The organism is Chachezhania antarctica, assembly GCF_003646465.1.
Taxonomy (GTDB): Bacteria; Pseudomonadota; Alphaproteobacteria; order Rhodobacterales; family Rhodobacteraceae; genus Chachezhania; species Chachezhania antarctica.
Genome location: NZ_QZEX01000006.1, coordinates 174,893 through 191,386, shown reverse-complemented (window position 1 = coordinate 191,386; position 16,494 = coordinate 174,893). Strand labels below are relative to the sequence as shown.

Annotated in this window: 17 protein-coding genes; 9 read left to right on the top strand and 8 right to left on the bottom strand. The window is 66.4% G+C overall.

Annotated elements, in window-relative coordinates; all coding sequences use genetic code 11:
- Positions 1-248 precede the first annotated feature (248 nt).
- The 8 genes from D4754_RS13625 to D4754_RS13590 are packed head-to-tail and all read left to right on the top strand — an operon-like array spanning position 249 to position 7,498.
- Positions 249-1,040 carry a DeoR/GlpR family DNA-binding transcription regulator gene (locus tag D4754_RS13625; RefSeq protein ID WP_121064452.1) on the top strand — a complete coding sequence of 264 codons (792 nt, stop codon included), beginning with the start codon at positions 249-251 and terminating at the stop codon, positions 1,038-1,040.
- An 11-nt stretch (positions 1,041-1,051) separates the two neighbouring features.
- Complete coding sequence (locus D4754_RS24390) at positions 1,052-1,996, top strand: SPOR domain-containing protein (protein WP_240453886.1); 945 nt, start codon at positions 1,052-1,054, stop codon at positions 1,994-1,996.
- The gene (locus tag D4754_RS13615; RefSeq protein WP_121064450.1) at positions 1,974-3,158 is read left to right on the top strand and encodes a D-alanyl-D-alanine carboxypeptidase family protein; all 1,185 of its coding nucleotides are present in this window, start codon (positions 1,974-1,976) and stop codon (positions 3,156-3,158) included. Before D4754_RS24390 ends, D4754_RS13615 begins: the two co-directional genes overlap by 23 nt.
- Positions 3,125-3,775 (top strand): dTMP kinase, encoded by a 651-nt coding sequence (gene tmk / locus D4754_RS13610; RefSeq protein ID WP_121064448.1) that lies wholly within the window; start codon positions 3,125-3,127, stop codon positions 3,773-3,775. Before D4754_RS13615 ends, tmk begins: the two co-directional genes overlap by 34 nt.
- Positions 3,772-4,896 carry a DNA polymerase III subunit delta' gene (locus D4754_RS13605; RefSeq protein WP_121064446.1) on the top strand — a complete coding sequence of 375 codons (1,125 nt, stop codon included), beginning with the start codon at positions 3,772-3,774 and terminating at the stop codon, positions 4,894-4,896. Before tmk ends, D4754_RS13605 begins: the two co-directional genes overlap by 4 nt.
- Positions 4,897-4,928: 32 nt before the next feature.
- Positions 4,929-5,762 carry a TatD family hydrolase gene (locus D4754_RS13600; RefSeq protein ID WP_121064444.1) on the top strand — a complete coding sequence of 278 codons (834 nt, stop codon included), beginning with the start codon at positions 4,929-4,931 and terminating at the stop codon, positions 5,760-5,762.
- Complete coding sequence (locus D4754_RS13595; protein ID WP_121064442.1) at positions 5,762-6,559, top strand: MBL fold metallo-hydrolase; 798 nt, start codon at positions 5,762-5,764, stop codon at positions 6,557-6,559. Before D4754_RS13600 ends, D4754_RS13595 begins: the two co-directional genes overlap by 1 nt.
- A gap of 6 nt (positions 6,560-6,565) precedes the next feature.
- Positions 6,566-7,498 (top strand): AEC family transporter, encoded by a 933-nt coding sequence (locus tag D4754_RS13590; RefSeq protein WP_121064440.1) that lies wholly within the window; start codon positions 6,566-6,568, stop codon positions 7,496-7,498.
- Between the two features lie 540 nt (positions 7,499-8,038).
- Here D4754_RS13590 and D4754_RS13585 read toward each other — a convergent pair.
- The 7 genes from D4754_RS13585 to mgtE all read right to left on the bottom strand — a co-directional run bounded on the left by D4754_RS13585 (position 8,039) and on the right by mgtE (position 13,390).
- Positions 8,039-8,566, bottom strand: a complete 528-nt coding sequence (locus D4754_RS13585) for an SRPBCC family protein (protein WP_205589632.1) — start codon at positions 8,564-8,566, stop codon at positions 8,039-8,041.
- Between the two features lie 5 nt (positions 8,567-8,571).
- The gene (locus tag D4754_RS13580) at positions 8,572-8,928 is read right to left on the bottom strand and encodes an ArsR/SmtB family transcription factor (protein ID WP_121064436.1); all 357 of its coding nucleotides are present in this window, start codon (positions 8,926-8,928) and stop codon (positions 8,572-8,574) included.
- A gap of 164 nt (positions 8,929-9,092) precedes the next feature.
- Positions 9,093-9,620: a DUF6653 family protein gene (locus D4754_RS13575; RefSeq protein ID WP_240453885.1), complete on the bottom strand. Its 528-nt coding sequence runs from the start codon at positions 9,618-9,620 to the stop codon at positions 9,093-9,095.
- Positions 9,621-9,672: 52 nt separating this feature from the next.
- Positions 9,673-10,833 carry a M20 aminoacylase family protein gene (locus tag D4754_RS13570; protein ID WP_121064434.1) on the bottom strand — a complete coding sequence of 387 codons (1,161 nt, stop codon included), beginning with the start codon at positions 10,831-10,833 and terminating at the stop codon, positions 9,673-9,675.
- 275 nt (positions 10,834-11,108) lie between these two features.
- On the bottom strand, positions 11,109-11,318 hold the full coding sequence (locus tag D4754_RS13565; RefSeq protein WP_121064432.1) for a DUF4287 domain-containing protein: 210 nt from the start codon (positions 11,316-11,318) through the stop codon (positions 11,109-11,111).
- A gap of 129 nt (positions 11,319-11,447) precedes the next feature.
- Positions 11,448-12,005, bottom strand: a complete 558-nt coding sequence (locus D4754_RS13560; RefSeq protein ID WP_121064430.1) for a 5-formyltetrahydrofolate cyclo-ligase — start codon at positions 12,003-12,005, stop codon at positions 11,448-11,450.
- Entirely contained in the window at positions 12,002-13,390 is a 1,389-nt protein-coding gene (gene mgtE / locus D4754_RS13555) for a magnesium transporter (RefSeq protein ID WP_121064428.1), read from the bottom strand. The genes D4754_RS13560 and mgtE overlap by 4 nt, the downstream gene beginning before the upstream one ends.
- Before the next feature lie 267 nt (positions 13,391-13,657).
- Here mgtE and guaD point away from each other — a divergent pair, with 267 nt between their 5' ends.
- Entirely contained in the window at positions 13,658-14,953 is a 1,296-nt protein-coding gene (guaD, locus tag D4754_RS13550; RefSeq protein WP_121064796.1) for a guanine deaminase, read from the top strand.
- A gap of 175 nt (positions 14,954-15,128) precedes the next feature.
- Here guaD and D4754_RS13545 read toward each other — a convergent pair whose 3' ends face one another.
- The gene (locus tag D4754_RS13545) at positions 15,129-16,487 is read right to left on the bottom strand and encodes an 8-oxoguanine deaminase (protein WP_121064794.1); all 1,359 of its coding nucleotides are present in this window, start codon (positions 16,485-16,487) and stop codon (positions 15,129-15,131) included.
- Positions 16,488-16,494: the final 7 nt, after the last annotated feature.

Below are 16,494 nucleotides of genomic sequence, written 5' to 3'. Positions count from 1 at the left end.
CTGCAGGTGCCACGAAAAAGAAACGAACATATTCATGCGCGTTTCGGAAGTGTTTTCTTTCTTTTTTCGGAACGCATTGAAATATAACAGGTTATCCTGGCGCGCAACACAACCAGTACAGTTATCAACCGCCTGATGTACCCTGTTCATCGTTGAACCGGCCCCCGATGCGGCACTCTCGCACTGATTCCGAACCGATCTTGACAACTTCGCGTGTCTCGGGGGACGATTGGGAAAGGAAACGAAAAATGTCGCAGACATTCCGCCTGCCCGAAATCGTCGAGATCGCCCGCCGCGACCGAAAGGTCACCGTGGAAGGGCTGGCCACGCATTTCGGCGTCACGCTCCAGACCATCCGGCGCGACCTGTCGGAACTGGCCGAGACGGGAAAGCTGGAACGTGTGCATGGCGGCGCGGTCCTGCCCTCGCGCACGACCAACCTGGATTACGAGGAACGCCGCGGCCTGAACGCCGAGGCCAAGGTGGGCATCGCGCGGGCCTGCGCGGCGCGGATCCCCGACGATTGCACCGTCTTCCTGGCCATCGGCACCACGACCGAGGCGGTGGCGCTGGAACTGCGGGAGCATCGCAACCTGCTGGTCGTCACAAACAACACCAAGGTTGCCGACATCCTGGCCGATGCGCCGGGCGTGCGCGTGATCGTCACCGGCGGTGTCCTGCGCCAGTCGGACGGCGGGCTGGTGGGCGATATCGCGGCCGCGACGGTGCGGCTTTTTCGGTTCGATATCGGCGTTATCGGGTGTTCGGCCCTCGTCCCCGACGGCGACGTGCTGGATTACGACCTGCAGGAAGTCGGCGTCAGCCAGGCGATCCTGCAACACTCCCGCCGCCGGTTCCTTGTGTCCGATCACTCCAAGCTTCAGCGCCGCGCCCCGGCCCGGGTGACCACGCTGTCGGACATCGACACCGTCTTCACCGACCGCGCCCTGCCCGACACTCTGGCCGCGCGGTGCAAGACGTGGGACACCGAGATCCAGGTCAGCCGCCTGTCCCCGCGCATGGACGCTGCCGAACGCTGATCAATCGCGGGATGGCCGATGCCCCCCGCGCATCACGCGCGTGGGCCGGGCCCCGGCCACCGCATCCACTTTCCACGACCGGGTACTGGCGCTACACTGGCTGCAAATCAAGGGAGAGCGGGCGCAGGTCACGACATCTCCATCACAGGCAGACGGTCGCGCAGCGGGCTGAACAAGGCAGGCGGATGAGCAGGATCTTTCACGGCAGCAGACGGGGCCGCGGAATCAGGGCGCTGGCCGTTGTCGCGCTGCTGCCTGGTCTCGCGGCATGCGACTCCGCCAGCCTGCCCGCCGACTTGCCCCGCATCCTGCAACCGGCCGCCGATCGCACCACGATCGTCGAACGCGATATCGAGGCGCCCGAGATTTTCGACGTGACCGAGGCGGGCGTCTGGGACGGTCAGCCGTCGCTTGGGGGCATCTGGGTGGCCCATCCCGACGTGGGAGAGCCCGGGCGGGTGATCATCCGCAACCTGTCGAACGACGCGTTCGTGGTCGGTGCGCTTTTCCGCCGCGCTGGCAGCCGGGCAGGTCCGCGTTTGCAGGTTTCAGCGGACGCCGCCAACGCGTTGGGGATGCAGGCCGGTGCCCCGGTCACTCTGAACGTCACCGCACTGCGCCGCGACCCGAGGGAAGACGCTGAAAACGCGGAAGAAACCATCGCGACGCCTGCGGTCGATGCAGAGCTGGAAGAGCTGCCATCCGTCATCACGCCGCCCCCCGTCACACGCCTGCGCACGGCAGACGACCTGTCAGGTGGAATGGGCTTTTCCGCCGATACTGCCGGGGCTGACGATCAAATCGACGTTGCCGGGTTGATCCTGGCGGCCGGGACGCAGAAAATGAATTTGAAGGATGCCCGGGTGCGCCCTGCCCCGGCTGTCCTTTACCGCGATGCCATCCAGAAACACATCAAAGAGGCCGGACCTGCCGATGCCCATACCGTTGCCGATTGATTGCCTGCGCGTGTTCGCGCTGGGCCTGGTTCTGACCCTGACGGCCGGCATGGCCGCGGCCTTCGATACGCCGGCCCGCGCCGCCTTCGTGATGGATCACGACACGGGCACCGTGCTGTTCGAAAAGAACGCCGACCTGCCATTGCCGCCGGCGTCGATGTCGAAGCTGATGACGATCTACCTTGCGCTTGAAGCCGTGCGCGACGGGCGTCTGGATCTGGACCAGCGCCTGCCGGTGTCGCCCCACGCGATGAGCTATGGCGGCTCGACCATGTTCCTTGACACCACCGATACGGTAACGGTCGACGAATTGCTGAAGGGGATCATCGTGCTGTCCGGCAACGATGCCAGCGCGGTCATCGCCGAGGCGCTGAGCCCGGACCGGTCCGAGGCGGGCTTTGCCCAGCTCATGAACGAACGCGCGCGCCAGCTTGGCATGACGAATTCCACCTTCGCCAATTCCAACGGCTGGCCCGACCCGATCCAGCGGATGTCGGTGCGCGATCTGGGGATACTCGCCAACCGCATCATCACCGATTTCCCCGACTTCTACCCCTATTTCGCGATGCAGACCTACGAATTCGACGGTCGCGCGCCCGCGAACACCCGTAACCGGAACCCGCTTCTGTCGATGGGCATCGGCGCCGACGGCCTGAAGACGGGCCACACGCAGGAGGCAGGCTACGGCCTTGTCGGCTCGGGCACCCGCGACGGGCGGCGGACGATCTTCGTCGTCTCGGGGCTGGAAAGCGAAGGACAACGCGCAAGGGAGGCGGCGGCGATCCTCGATTGGTCGTTTCGCCACTTTACCCCCAAGACCCTTGCCCAGGCCGGTGAAAAAGTCGGCACCGCCGACGTCTGGCTTGGTCGGCGGAACTCGGTAGACCTTGTCGTGGGCGACGCGCTGAACGTGCTGCTGCCGGTGCCCACGCAGGACACGGTCGAGGCCGAGATCCGCTATGACGGCCCCGTGCAGGCGCCCATCACCAAGGGGCAGGAACTGGGCCGCATCGTGATCCTGCGCGGTGACGAACTGGAACCGATGTCCCGGCCGCTGCTCGCCGCCGAGGACGTGAAGGACGGCGGCTATTTCGCCCGTGTGAAGCTTTCGGCACAATTCCTGCTGTCATGGATCGGCAGTTTCATCCCCGGACTGACGTGAGCGGGCTTTTCGTCTCGTTCGAGGGGATCGACGGGTCCGGCAAATCCACGCAGGCGCGGATGCTGGCAGACCAGCTTCGCGCGGAAGGCCGCACCGTGGTCCTGACGCGCGAGCCCGGCGGGTCGGACGGAGCAGAGGAGATCCGGAACCTCGTCCTGAACGGCGATCCCGACCGCTGGTCGGCCGAGACGGAGATCCTACTGTTCACCGCCGCCCGCCGCGATCACATGGAACGCACGATCGGCCCCGCGCTGGACGCGGGCCACGTGGTGATCTGCGATCGCTTCGCGGATTCGACACGAATGTACCAGGGCCTGTCGCGGGGCGATCTGCGCGCGCTGGTCGACACGCTGCACGGTCTGATGATCGGGCGCGAACCCGATCTGACGGTGCTGATCGACATGGATCCGGAGACGGGTCTCTCCCGCGCACTGGGGCGTGAAGGAATCGATACCCGCTTCGAAGGCTTCGGGCTGGACCTGCAGCAGCGGATGCGCGCGGGCTTTCTGGCCCTTGCCGCCGAGGCGCCCGAAAGGTTCCGCGTGATCGACGGCAACCGCCCGGTCGAAACCGTGGCCAAGGACGTGTCCACCGTGATAGCGGATGCCCTGACATGAGCACCGATGACACCAATGACGGCCCCGACAAGGTGCCCGGCGCCCCGCACCCGCGGGAAACGCAGCGCCTGTTCGGGCAGGACGAGGCCGAGGCCGCGTTTCTGGATGCCCACGGCTCGGGCCGGATGCATCATGCGTGGCTGATCACCGGGCCCAAGGGCATCGGCAAGGCGACGCTGGCCTGGCGCATCGCGCGGTTCCTGGTGGCCACGCCGGAAGCCACGGGCGACGATGACATGTTCGGCGCCCCGCTCCCGCCCGAAAGCCTTGATATCCCGGCCGATCACCCCGTCTCGCGGCGTATCCTGGCCGGGGCCGAACCCGGCATCACCTCGATCACCCGCACGCTCAGCGATACAGGCCGGATGCGCGACGTGATCGTCGTCGACGACGTGCGCAAGCTGTCGCGGTACTTCGGGCTCAGCTCGGCCGATGGCGGGCATCGGGTCGTGATCGTCGATGCCGCGGACGAGATGAACGACAGCGCTGCCAACGCGCTTTTGAAGATGCTGGAGGAGCCGCCGAAGCGCGCCACGCTTCTGCTGATCGCGCACCAGCCCTCGCGCCTGCTGCCGACGATCCGGTCACGCTGCCGGACGCTACGCCTGTCTCCGCTGGCGCCGGATGACCTTGCCGCCGCGCTGGAACAGGCGGGCGCCGAACTTCCGGCCGATCCGGGCGCGCTTGCGGCGCTTGCCGGGGGCTCTGCCGGGACGGCGCTGGAGCTTCTGTCGGGCGACGGGCTGGGGCTTTATGCCCGGCTGATGGCGATCCTGAATTCGCTGCCCAGCCTTGACCGGCAACTGGCGCTGGCCTTGGCCGAAAGCGCCGCCGCACGCGGGGCGGGCGCGAAATTCGACCTGCTGCTGGCGCTTCTGGATATCGCGATGGCCCGGCTCGCCCGGACAGGCGCCACGGGCAGCGCCCCCCGGCCCGAAGCGGCCCCGGGCGAGGCTGAGCTGATGGCCCGCCTGGCGCCCTCCCCGCAAAAGGGACGCGACTGGGCCGAAGCGGCTGCCCATATTTCCGCCCGTGCCCGCCACGGACGGGCGGTCAATCTTGACCCTGCCGCGCTGGTCCTAGATACGGTGTTCCAGTTACAAGCGACGGCTCAACGATAAGCGATCCCATAAGCGATATGTCCCAGTCTCAGATGTCCAAGACCGCCGACGAAACGCCCCGGATCCCTGCCCCGCATATAACAGACAGCCACTGCCACCTCGATTTCCCGGATTTCGATGGCGAACGCGCCGAGGTTCTGGCCCGCGCGGCCGAGGCCGGGGTGACCCGCATGGTCACCATCTGCACGAAGCTGAAGAACGAACCGCAGGTCCGCGCGCTGGCCGAGGCGCACGATCCGGTCTTCTATGCCGCCGGCACCCATCCGATGAGCGCCGCGGAAGAGCCGCTGGCCAGTGTCGATGAGCTGATCGCCCTGAATGCGCACCCGAAATTCGTGGGCATAGGCGAGACCGGCCTCGACTACCATTACACCGCCGAAAGCGCGGACGTGCAGCAGACATCCCTGCGCATCCACATCGCCGCGGCGCGCGCCACCGGCCTGCCGCTGATCATCCATGCCCGCGCCGCGGACGAGGATATGGCCCGCATCCTGACCGAGGAACACGCCAACGGCGCCTATTCCTGCGTGATGCACTGCTTCTCGTCCGGTCCCGAACTGGCGCGCGCGGCGCTCGATCTGGGCTTCTACCTGTCCATGTCGGGCATCGCCGCCTTCCCGCGGTCGAAAGAGCTGCGCGAAATTTTCGCCAATGCCCCCGTCGAACGTATCCTCGTGGAAACCGACAGCCCCTACCTTGCGCCCCCGCCCCATCGCGGCAAGCGGAACGAACCGGCCTATACCGCCCATACCGCCCGTGTCGGGGCCGAGGTCTTCGGCATGGACTACCCCGATTTCGCCGCCCAGACGCAGGCCAATTTCGAACGCCTGTTCTCCAAGGTCGCAGCCTATGAGGCCGCCGCCTGATGGCCCATGTCCGCTGTACAATCCTGGGCTGCGGCTCCTCTGGCGGCGTGCCGCGGCTTGGCGGGATCTGGGGCGATTGCGACCCCAAAAACCCCAAGAACACGCGCCGGCGCTGTTCGATGCTGGTCGAACGCGATGGGCCGGATGGCACCACGAACGTCCTGATCGACACCGGCCCCGACATGCGCACCCAGCTTCTGGATGCGGGCGTGGGCCGGCTGGACGGCGTCGTCTACACCCATGCCCATGCCGATCACGTCCACGGGCTGGATGATCTGCGGATGATCGTCTTCAACATGCGCCAGCGCCTGCCCGTCTGGGCCGATGGCGACACGCAGGACCGGCTGCTGGGCAGCTTCGGCTACGCCTTCGTGCAGCCCGAAGGCTCTCCCTACCCACCGATCCTGAACCTGCACACCATCGACGGCGCGTTCGAGATCGACGGCCCCGGCGGCCCGATCCCGTTCCGCCCCTTCCGCGTGGGCCATGGCAGCATTGACGCACTTGGCTTCCGCATCGGGGGGCTGGCCTACCTGCCCGACGTGGCGGAGATCTATGACGACGCGTGGGAGGAACTGGCCGACCTCGACACCTGGATCGTCGATGCGCTCCGCCGGACACCGCATCCGACCCATGCCCACCTGGACCAGGCGCTGGAATGGATCGCCAAGATCACCCCCCGGCAGGCGGTGCTGACCAACATGCATATCGACATGGATTACGAGGCCGTCCTGCGCGACACGCCCGACCATGTCACCGCCGCCTTCGACGGTATGACCCTCGATGCCGAGATCTGAGGCGCGATGCAGGCGCTGATCGATGTCATCCTGCCGGTCTTTCTTGTGATCGGCGCAGGATACGCGGTGACCCGCAGCGGGTTTCTGAACGACATCCATATCGAAGGGGTGATGAAGTTCACCCAGGGCTTCGCCATCCCCTGCCTGCTGTTTCTTGCCATCGCCCGGCTGGACCTGTCGGCCAGCTTCAATCCCGGCCTGATGGCCAGCTTCTACACGGCGGCCTTCCTGTGCTTCTGCGTCGGACTGATCGGCGCCCGGATTCTGTTCGGCCGCCCATGGGAAGACAGCATCGCCATCGGGTTCTGCTGCCTGTTCTCGAACTCGATCCTCCTGGGCCTGCCGATCACCGAACGCGCCTTCGGCCCCGACAACCTGACCGGCAACTACGCCATCATCTCGTTCCATGCGCCATTCTGCTATTGCATCGGCATCACCGCGATGGAGTTCGTGCGCAATCGTGGCAAGGGCGGCCCCGGCATGGCGCTGGGGATCCTCAAGGCTGTGTTTTCCAACACGCTGATCCTGGGCGTTGTCCTGGGCTTTACCGTCAACCTCAGCGGCGTGCCCCTGCCCACGGCGCTGGAAGACGGGCTGCAACTGATTGCCCGCGCCGCCCTGCCCGGCGCGCTCTTCGCGCTTGGCGGCGTGCTGGTGCGTTACAAGCTCGAGGGCGACTGGAAGACGGTGGCCTTCATCTGCTCGGCCTCGCTGCTCTTGCACCCGTCGCTGATGTGGCTCTTCGGGACGTTCTTCAAGCTGCCGACCGATCTCTTCCGCTCCGGCGTGATCAATTCCGCGATGCCGCCGGGTTTCAACGCCTATCTCTTCGCCGCGATGTACGGGCGCGGGCAACGCGTCGCCGCCTCGTCGGTCCTGATCGCGACCAGCCTGGCCCTGCTGACGGCATGGCTATGGCTGACCCTTCTGGGCGGATGACCAGACGTCTGGCCGCCGGTTCCTTGCCACACGTAGGGTGTGTGGTCCCCACGCACCGCACCGAGCGTGCGTTCGGCCGCGGCGGCGCCAACACCCCGTCCGGATCCTTCAGCTGCACGCCGTTGAAGAAGCCCAGCGTGCCGCTCTCCTTTTAGTCACAGATGGTCGCGTCAGTAGCGCTGTCGTACGTATAGACCGGCGCACGCCATTTGAATTCCTCGGTCAGATGGCTGGCCCGCAGGATCACTCGCAAGACACGCAGTTCCGTCGGAAAGTGACCTGCCTCCGCGAAAACACGTTCCAGTCCGGGGTCCGCGTCCGCCATCTGACATGCCTCTGTTTTGGTGCGGCAAAGCATATCGGAAGGCGCCCATTGGCAACGCTGAAATCGGGCCAAAAGCAGACCCTTGCCGTCCACACCAGGCACGACGCCCCGCGCCCACGGTCGGGGCGCCGGCCCCGCAAGGGGCTGGCGGGGTGGGTGGGCGGGCCCGCCGGGGGCGCGGGGATCACCGCCGCGCTGTTCGCCTTCCCGCCCCCTCAGAAACGCGCGTCGTACTCTGCCTTCAGCGCCGTCCAGCTGTCCCAGAACGGAGTCGGCGCCTTGCCTTTCGCAACGCTCTCCAGCACATCCAGATGCGCAAGCCACCCGGCCCCGATCATCCGGCGCGTATCGCCTTCCGGCACGCTGCGATGGACCAGCGTCAGCAGTACGTCTTCGCCCTCAGGTTCAAGATCGATCTCGACAGTCGATCCGCTGTCACCCCAAGTGAACGCCAGTCGCCGCGGCGGGTCGCATTCCGTCACCGTGCTTGCCATGCTGTGTTCGCCCCCGAACCCGTCCGGTTTCGCTCCCGGCGGCGAGGTCAGTTCGTCGTTGCGCCATGTCAGCGTGAAGGCCGCGCCCACACGTTCCTCCATACTGCCTGCCGCCAGCCATTTCCGCCGCAGTTCACCATCGGTCAGGTAGGCCCAGATCCGTTCTGCCGGTCCCGGCAGCACGCGCCGGATGGTCAGCGTATCGGGCGCCGTCAGCGCGCCGTAGCGGTCGATTGTCTCCGTCGTCATGTCCTTCATCCTTTCCCTGATGTGTCGCCGTTTTCGTCGTCCTGCCGCAGCAGATCCTCCAGTACATCCAGCCGCCCGGTCCAGTACGTCCGGTACCGGTCCAGCCAGGCATGCGCCTCGATCAGCGCCTCTGCGTTCAGATGGCAGGTATGGGTCCGCCACTGCACCTCGCGCCTGAGCAGCCCCGCCTTCTCCAGCGTCCGGACATGCTTCGACGCGGCCGCAAGCGAGATCGGATGCGGTGCGGCCAGTTCGCCCACCGTCCGCGCGCCGCCCTCCAGGTCCCGCAACATCTGCCGCCGCGTGGCATCGCCAAGCGCGTGAAAGACGGTATCGAGTGTGAGTGATTCTGATTCAACCATGATGTTGAATGTACAAGGCGCCGAACCATCAGTCAACAATTGGGTAAAACGAAAGGACAAGCGTCGTCCTCCGGTGTGCGCGAACCGGACGCAAGTCGCATCACCTTTGCAAAGACACCCGCATCTACCGACATCGCGCCGGGCGAGCGGCAAGGAGGATCGCGTCAGCGATCCGACGGGGGTGGGCCGGGCGGGCCGCTGGCCGGGCGCGGCGTCACGTCCGGGCGCTCGGAATTCAGCCAGACCATCCGGTCCAGGAACCAGAGCTTCGCGCCCATCGAAAGCAGCAGCCCTGCCAGAACGGTGCCCGCATCCAGCACCCATAGTCCCACCGCCAGCAACACGACCCCGACGCCGGACGCCACCGACAGAATCCCCGCTATCCGCACGTGATGCTGCGGGATCGGCTCCACCTTTCGCGCCAGCCAGACACGTTCGCCCAGAACGCCCCGCGACATCCAATTGTCGGTCGACCGAGGCGCGGGAAACAGCCGCGGGTTCGCCCAGGCCCACAAAAGCACCAGCGCTATCGGTACAAGAGCGGCCCAGCCCAGCCAGACCTGGCTCCAGACCGCCAGCGCCAGCAGCGGCAGGATCGTGATCCGGCTCCAGCCGCTCCACGGGTTGGCATGGCGCGCCCAGGCGGCGTCGTCCATGCCCATGGCCTTCTCGGCCAGACGTCCTGCATCCATGGCGCCTTCTCCTTCACGCTGAACGTAAGCGCCGCCCCTGTTCCGCCAAGCTTCATGCGGCAGCGCCGCGGGCCTCCACCAGCCGGGCGAACATCGACGCGCCCACGGGCAGGATCTCGTCATCCAGTATGAAACCCGGATTGTGCACCGGCACGTCCCCCTTGTGGCCGACCGTGAAATAGGCGCCCGGCACCACGGCCAGCATGTCGGCCATGTCTTCCGACCCCATGACCGGATCGCCCCCCGTGATCACCTTGTCCGCGCCCACGACACCGCGCGCCACCTCGGCCACGCTGGCCGCGCGGTCGGCATCGTTCACCAGCACGTCGAAGACATTGCGGACGTCGAGCCTGATCTCGCTCTCGAAGGCCACCGCGAACCCGTCGCAGAGCGCCTGCATCCGCTGCACGATCTGGTCCTTCACGGCGCGGTCGAAGTAGCGCACGGTGCCTGACAGGCGCACCGTTTCCGGGATCACGTTATAGGCGTTGCCACCATGGATCTGCGTCACCGACACCACCGCCGCAGAAGTGGCCGAGACGTTCCGCGACACGATGGTCTGAAGTTCCTGCACCAGCCCCGCCCCGATCACCACCGGATCGCGTCCCATGTGCGGCGCCGCGCCGTGGCTGCCCTTGCCGGTTATGTCGATATCGAAGAACTCGGCCCCCGCCATCGCCGCGCCGGTCTTGACCCCCACGATTCCCGGATCGTGATACGGCGAATTGTGGATGCCGTAGATCTCGTCACAGGGGAACTGCTCGAACAGCCCGTCGGCGATCATCGCCCGCGCGCCGCCCAGCCCCTCCTCGGCCGGCTGGAAGATGAAGGTCACGGTACCTTCGAAATCCCGAGTTTCGGCCAGGTAGCGCGCCGCGCCCAGAAGCATCGTGGTATGGCTGTCATGCCCGCAACCATGAAACACGCCGGCATTTTTCGACGTCCACGGCAGGTTCGTCTGCTCATCCATCGGCAGCGCGTCCATGTCGGCCCGCAACCCTATGGTCCGGCCCGGGCCGCGCCCTTCCAGCACACCGACGACGCCGGTCTTTCCCAGCCCCCGTGTGACCGCTATGCCCCAGCGTGCCAGCAGGTCGGCCACGATACCCGAGGTCCGCACCTCCTCGAACCCGATCTCGGGATGCGCATGAAAATCGCGGCGGATCTCGGTCAGTTCGTCGGCGTAAGACTCGATACGGGGAATGTTGGGCATGGGCTGGGTCCTTCCTTGACCGGGGCAAGGTGCGAAGCCACGCGCGGCCCGTCAAGCAACACCGCGCCTGCATCTGCCGGACGTCACGTATCCGCAGGAGAGGCGCCGGTTCCCCGGGCAGATCCGCGGGCCGGATCGGCCAGTTGCGACATGCCGCTGTCGTTCCAGCTGGAGGTCGCCGGTCTGCAAGGTTGTTCTTCCGCACAGCCCAAACCGCGGCAAACGTGGCATGGTGCGTGGGAACCACGCACCCTACGGCTTCCCGGTGCGGGGCGCTATGACTGGGACCCTTTCAACGTATCGGCGACAAGCGCGTTGGCGTGCCCGTGCCCCAGCCCGTGTTCTTCCTTCAGCCAAGCGACCGCTTCCATGTGCTTCAGATCCGGACGGGCGCGGATCATGTCCTTCCATTCGGATATCGGGCGACCGTATTTCTTCTCGATCGACGGGAAATACGATGCAGGCCCTTTGACTTTCTCGCTCATTCCGACACTCCTCAACCGATTTATGCAATCATCACGAAACTCTGGCGCCGGTCAACACCGTGGCGGCGTCTCCCCCCCGGGGCGCTGCAGGCAGGGCTTGTTCCAATCCCGCCGCGGGACACGACCGGGTCATCCGAAACGCAGCACCCGGCTTTCGGTCACGATCAGGTCCAGCGGTTGGTCGGTCGGCTCCAGCGGCAGGCTGTCGGCTTCCTGCGCGTCGAAGGCAAAGCCTATGGCCACCGCCCGTCCCCGCGCCCGCAAGCGTTCAAGCGTCCGGTCGTAGAAGCCGCCGCCATATCCCAGCCGTCCGCCCGAGGCATCGAACGCCACCAGAGGCACGATCAGCACTTCGGGCACGATCCAGTCATCGACGTCCGGCACGTAGGCGCCGAACGGTCCCTCGCGGAGCGGTCCCTGCGGGGTCCACCGGCTGAATTCCAGCGGCAGGCCCTTGCCCTGGATCACCGGCACGCACACCGGGCCGAAAGCCGCCGCGATTGCCATCGCGGGACGTGGATCGATCTCTGTCCGGATCGGCAGGTAGCCCGACAGGGGCCGCCCGCGATGCTCGTCCAGCACGGCCTTCAGTTGCGCCGCCGGATCGCCGCTCTGGCCCTCATGCGCCGCCTTGCGCCGGGCGAAGGCCGCCTTGCGCGCCTCTGCCTTGATGTCGGCCAGGGTCATAGCAACACCACCGAGGCCAGACCAAGAAACGCAAAGAATCCCATCAGGTCGGTCGTCGTGGTCACGAAGGTGCCCGACGCCAGCGCCGGGTCGGCGCCGACCTTCGCCAGCACGACCGGCACGATGGTCCCGGCAAGCCCCGCGATGACCATGTTCACGATCAGCGCCGCGGCAATCACCGCACCCAGCTGCGGCATCCCGAACCAGAGCCCGCCCAGCGTGCCCATCACCGTGGCGAAGACAAGCCCGTTCAGAAGCCCCACCAACACCTCGCGCCGGATCACACGCCAGACGTTGGCGCGGGTAAGGTCCTTCGTGGCCAGCGCGCGGACGGCCACCGTGAGCGTCTGGGTGCCCGCATTGCCCCCCATCGAGGCCACGATCGGCATCAGGATCGCGAGCGCCACGAACGCCCCGATCGCCTCGTCGAACGTCGAGATCACGATAGACGACAGGATCGCCGAACACAGGTTCACCGCCAGCCACGGCACCCGGCCCTTCGACGTCTGCAACACGCCTTCCGAAAGCGATCCGTCGCCGCCCACACCGGCCAAGCGCAGGATGTCTTCCTCGTGCTCCTCGTCCAGCACGGCCATCGCGTCGTCGATGGTGATCACGCCGACCAGCCGGCCTTCGCCATCAACGACCGGCGCCGAGATCAGGTGATACTGGTTGAAGGCATAGGCCACTTCGCCCTCGTCCTCCGTCACCGGGATGGTGCGGAAGATCTCCTCGGCGATGTCGGCCAGCTTCACCTCGCGGCTGGATCCCATGATCCGGCCGAGGGTGACGTTGGCCACGGGGTGCATCCGCGGATCGACCAGGACCATGTGGTAGAACTGGTCCGGCAGATCCTCGGCGCTGCGCATGAAATCGATGGCCTGCCCGACGGTCCAGTGCTCGGGCGCCATCACGACCTCGCGCTGCATCAGGCGGCCCGCGGAATATTCCGGGTAGGACAGCGATTGCTGCACCGCGATCCGGTCGCTGTCTTCCAGCGCGCCGAGAATCGTGGCCTGATCGCTTTCGGACAGGTCCTCGACCAGGTCGACGACATCGTCGCTTTCCAGATCGCGCACCGCTTCGGCCAGAACCGACAGCGGCAGGAGCGCGATCACTTCCTCGCGCAGGCCCTCTTCCAGCTCCGACAGGATATCGCCATCGAATTCATTACCCAGAAGCTCGATGAAGCGCGCGCGGTCGGCCGGTGTCGTCTGCTCCAGGAAGTCGGCGATGTCGGCGGCGTGGAGCGGTTCGAGATGCTCCATAAGCTGGTCGCGCTCGCCATTGTCGACCGCCAGCAGGATCGACGCGATCCGCCGCGGATCCAGAGCGTAGGAACTTTCCGCCGGGTCCATCGTCTCGTGGTTGGACATATCCGTCATCGCCTGCCCTTTCGCTGCTGACCGGTTCGCCGACTGACCCCCCGCGGAATTGCCCGCAGCCTACAGGGTTTCGGGAACAACTTGAAACTGGGCCTTTCGGCGTTCGTGTCCAGTCGGCAGGCGCATGGCCGCGATTGCCGATTCCAATGGCGTTCGCCTTGGTTTAGGCAAAACACCGTCGGGAAAACAGTGACAATAGGTGCGTTTACCGGTCGCGGCGAGGCGCCTATCGTGGCCGGCGTGATCAAGTTCAAGGGCGGTCCCATCATGGCAGAAACGACAATCATCACAGGCCATGTCCTGTCCTTCGTGGCGCAGCCCTTCGATGTGAACATCGCCGACGCCGCGAAGTTCCACGAGGCGGTGGCGATCACCGGCGGCCATGTTGCCGCACTGGGCACGGTGGCGGACCTGACACGCCGGTTCCCGCATGCGGCCTGCGTGGATCATCCGGGCAAGCTGGTGATGGCCGGTTTCGTCGACGCCCACGCGCATTATCCGCAGACGGCCATCATAGCGAGCTGGGGCAAGCGGCTGATCGACTGGCTGAACAGCTATACCTTTCCCGAGGAGATGCGGTTCGGCGATCCCGCCTACGCGGCCGAGATCGCGGCCCGCCATCTGGACCTGACGGCCCGGAACGGCACGACGACGATCTGCAGCTTCTGCACGACCCACCCGGCAAGCGTCGATGCCTACTTCACGGAAGCGCAGGCCCGCGGGCAGCGCATCATCGCCGGCAAGACCTGCATGGATCGCAACGCGCCGGACGGCCTGCGGGACACGGCGCAATCCGCCTATGACGACAGCAAGGCGCTGCTGGACCGCTGGCACGGCGTGGATCGGCTGACATACGCCATCACGCCGCGCTTCTCGCCCACCTCCACGCCCGACCAGCTGGACGCGCTCGGCAGTCTCTGGGCCCAGCACCCCGACTGCCCGATGCAGACCCATCTCAGCGAACAGACGGACGAGATCGAGTGGGTCATGGGCATGTTTCCCGAGGCGCGCGACTACCTCGACACCTACGAGCGCCACGGCCTGCTGCGCCCCGGCGGGCTTTATGGCCACGCGATCCACCTGGAACCGCGCGAACGCGACCGGCTGCGGGAGGTCGGCGCCGCGGTGGTTCACTGCCCGACGTCGAACACCTTCATAGGCTCCGGTCTGTTCGACATGGGCCGGAGGAAGGCGGAAGGGCAGATCGTCGGGCTGGCGACCGATACCGGCGGCGGGTCGAGTTTCTCGATGCTGCGCACCATGGCCGCCGCTTACGAGATCGGGCAGCTGACGGGCACGCCCCTTCACGCGGCGCAACTCCTGTGGCTCGCCACGCAAGGTTCGGCCGAGGCCCTGCGGATGGGCGGCGTGATCGGGAACCTCGCCCCCGGGGCGGACGCAGACGTTGTCGTGCTCGACCTCGCCTCGACGCCCGCCATCGCGCAGCGCACCGCGCGCGCGGATGACCTGTGGGAGGCCGTGTTCCCCACGATCATGATGGGCGACGACCGCGCGGTCAGCGAGGTCTGGATCGGTGGCGTCCGTCAGTTCTTCGACGCATGACGCGTGGATCGTCGGGACCGAACGCCGGGCCGTGCGTGGGGACGCCGTCCCCACACCCCTGAGCTATTAGAAGACCAAAGAAGTCAGGATCCCCTACTTCTCCTCTTCCCAAATACTCCCGCCGGAGGCAGACGGACGCGCGCGAATTGCGCTCCGGTGCAAATCCTGAACAGGGCTAGGCCTGCAACCGTGCAACGGCGGCGCGCTGGCGGGCCGCGATCCTGGACACGTCGGCCGTGACCAGTTGGCCGTCCGCCACCACGCGGCGCCCTTCGACCAGGAGGTCGCGCACCTTGCGCGGGCCGGCCAGAAGCAGCGCGGCCGGGTCCCAGCTGCCGGCGCTTTCGATGCCGGAGACGTCCCAGATCGCGATATCGGCGCGTTTGCCAACCGCCAGGCGGCCGCATTCCGGGCGCCCCAGCACGTCGGCCCCGCCACGGGTCGCGATTTCCAGCGCGGTGCGCGCGCTCATCGCGTCCGCGCCGTTGGCCACGCGCTGGAGCAGCATCGCCTGACGTGCTTCCTCGGCGATATTGCCGCTGTCGTTCGAAGCCGAGCCATCGACCCCCAGCCCCACCGGCACGCCGGCGCGGCGCATCGCCACAATCGGGGCGATCCCCGATCCCAGGCGGCAGTTCGAGCAGGGGCAATGTGCCACGCCGGTCAAAGTGCGTGCGAAAAGCCCGATCTCCTGCGCATCAAGCTGCACGCAATGAGCATGCCAGACATCCGGGCCGGTCCAGCCCAGATCTTCGGCATACTGGCCCGGCCGACAGCCGAATTTCTCCAGCGAATAGGCGATGTCCTCGGCATTCTCGGCCAGGTGGGTATGCAGCATCACGCCCTTGTCGCGGGCCAGCAAAGCGGCGTCGCGCATCAACTCGCGGCTGACCGAGAAGGGCGAGCACGGCGCCAGCGCCACCCGCAGCAGCGACGCGTCGGATGCGTCGTGGAACCTGTCCACCACGCGGATGCAATCTTCCAGTATCGCGCCTTCATCCTCGACAAGGCTGTCGGGCGGCAGGCCGCCCAGGCTTTCACCGATGCTCATCGCGCCGCGCGTGGCGTGGAAGCGCAGCCCGATTTCGCCTGCCGCGGCGATCGTGTCGTCCAGCCGTGCGCCGTTGGGGAAGACGTAGCAATGATCGGACGTCATCGAACAGCCCGACAGCGCCAGTTCCGCCAGCCCCGTCATGGTCGAGATGTAGTGCTCTTCGGGCCCGTATTTCGCCCAGATCGGATAGAGCGTCTGGAGCCACCCGAACAGCAGCGCATCCTGTCCGCCCGGAACCGCGCGCGTCAGCGTCTGGTAGAGATGGTGGTGCGTGTTCACCAGCCCCGGCGTCACCACGCAGCCTGCGGCATCGATCACCTCGCCCCGCCAGGCATTGTCCTGCGGCATGTGACGCGCAAGGCCCGGGCCGATGGCGGCAATCGCGCCGTCGCGGACAAGGATATCCGCCCCGTCGAGTTCATGGCGCTCGTCGTCCATCGTCACGATGGTCCGGGCGCTTTCAATGAAATAGTCGGACATGACCACT

Bases quoted from the DNA above. Each gene is read 5' to 3' on its own strand.
- D4754_RS13600 (WP_121064444.1), top strand. From the start codon at position 4,929: ATGTCCAAGACCGCCGACGAAACGCCCCGGATCCCTGCCCCGCATATA.
- D4754_RS13575 (WP_240453885.1), bottom strand. From the start codon at position 9,620: ATGGATGCAGGACGTCTGGCCGAGAAGGCCATGGGCATGGACGACGCC.
- D4754_RS13625 (WP_121064452.1), top strand. From the start codon at position 249: ATGTCGCAGACATTCCGCCTGCCCGAAATCGTCGAGATCGCCCGCCGC.
- D4754_RS13595 (WP_121064442.1), top strand. From the start codon at position 5,762: ATGGCCCATGTCCGCTGTACAATCCTGGGCTGCGGCTCCTCTGGCGGC.
- mgtE (WP_121064428.1), bottom strand. From the start codon at position 13,390: ATGACGGATATGTCCAACCACGAGACGATGGACCCGGCGGAAAGTTCC.
- D4754_RS13585 (WP_205589632.1), bottom strand. From the start codon at position 8,566: ATGACGACGGAGACAATCGACCGCTACGGCGCGCTGACGGCGCCCGAT.
- D4754_RS13590 (WP_121064440.1), top strand. From the start codon at position 6,566: ATGCAGGCGCTGATCGATGTCATCCTGCCGGTCTTTCTTGTGATCGGC.
- guaD (WP_121064796.1), top strand. From the start codon at position 13,658: ATGGCAGAAACGACAATCATCACAGGCCATGTCCTGTCCTTCGTGGCG.
- D4754_RS13580 (WP_121064436.1), bottom strand. From the start codon at position 8,928: ATGGTTGAATCAGAATCACTCACACTCGATACCGTCTTTCACGCGCTT.
- D4754_RS24390 (WP_240453886.1), top strand. From the start codon at position 1,052: ATGGCCGATGCCCCCCGCGCATCACGCGCGTGGGCCGGGCCCCGGCCA.
- D4754_RS13615 (WP_121064450.1), top strand. From the start codon at position 1,974: ATGCCCATACCGTTGCCGATTGATTGCCTGCGCGTGTTCGCGCTGGGC.
- D4754_RS13560 (WP_121064430.1), bottom strand. From the start codon at position 12,005: ATGACCCTGGCCGACATCAAGGCAGAGGCGCGCAAGGCGGCCTTCGCC.
- tmk (WP_121064448.1), top strand. From the start codon at position 3,125: ATGGATCGGCAGTTTCATCCCCGGACTGACGTGAGCGGGCTTTTCGTC.
- D4754_RS13570 (WP_121064434.1), bottom strand. From the start codon at position 10,833: ATGCCCAACATTCCCCGTATCGAGTCTTACGCCGACGAACTGACCGAG.
- D4754_RS13605 (WP_121064446.1), top strand. From the start codon at position 3,772: ATGAGCACCGATGACACCAATGACGGCCCCGACAAGGTGCCCGGCGCC.
- D4754_RS13545 (WP_121064794.1), bottom strand. From the start codon at position 16,487: ATGTCCGACTATTTCATTGAAAGCGCCCGGACCATCGTGACGATGGAC.
- D4754_RS13565 (WP_121064432.1), bottom strand. From the start codon at position 11,318: ATGAGCGAGAAAGTCAAAGGGCCTGCATCGTATTTCCCGTCGATCGAG.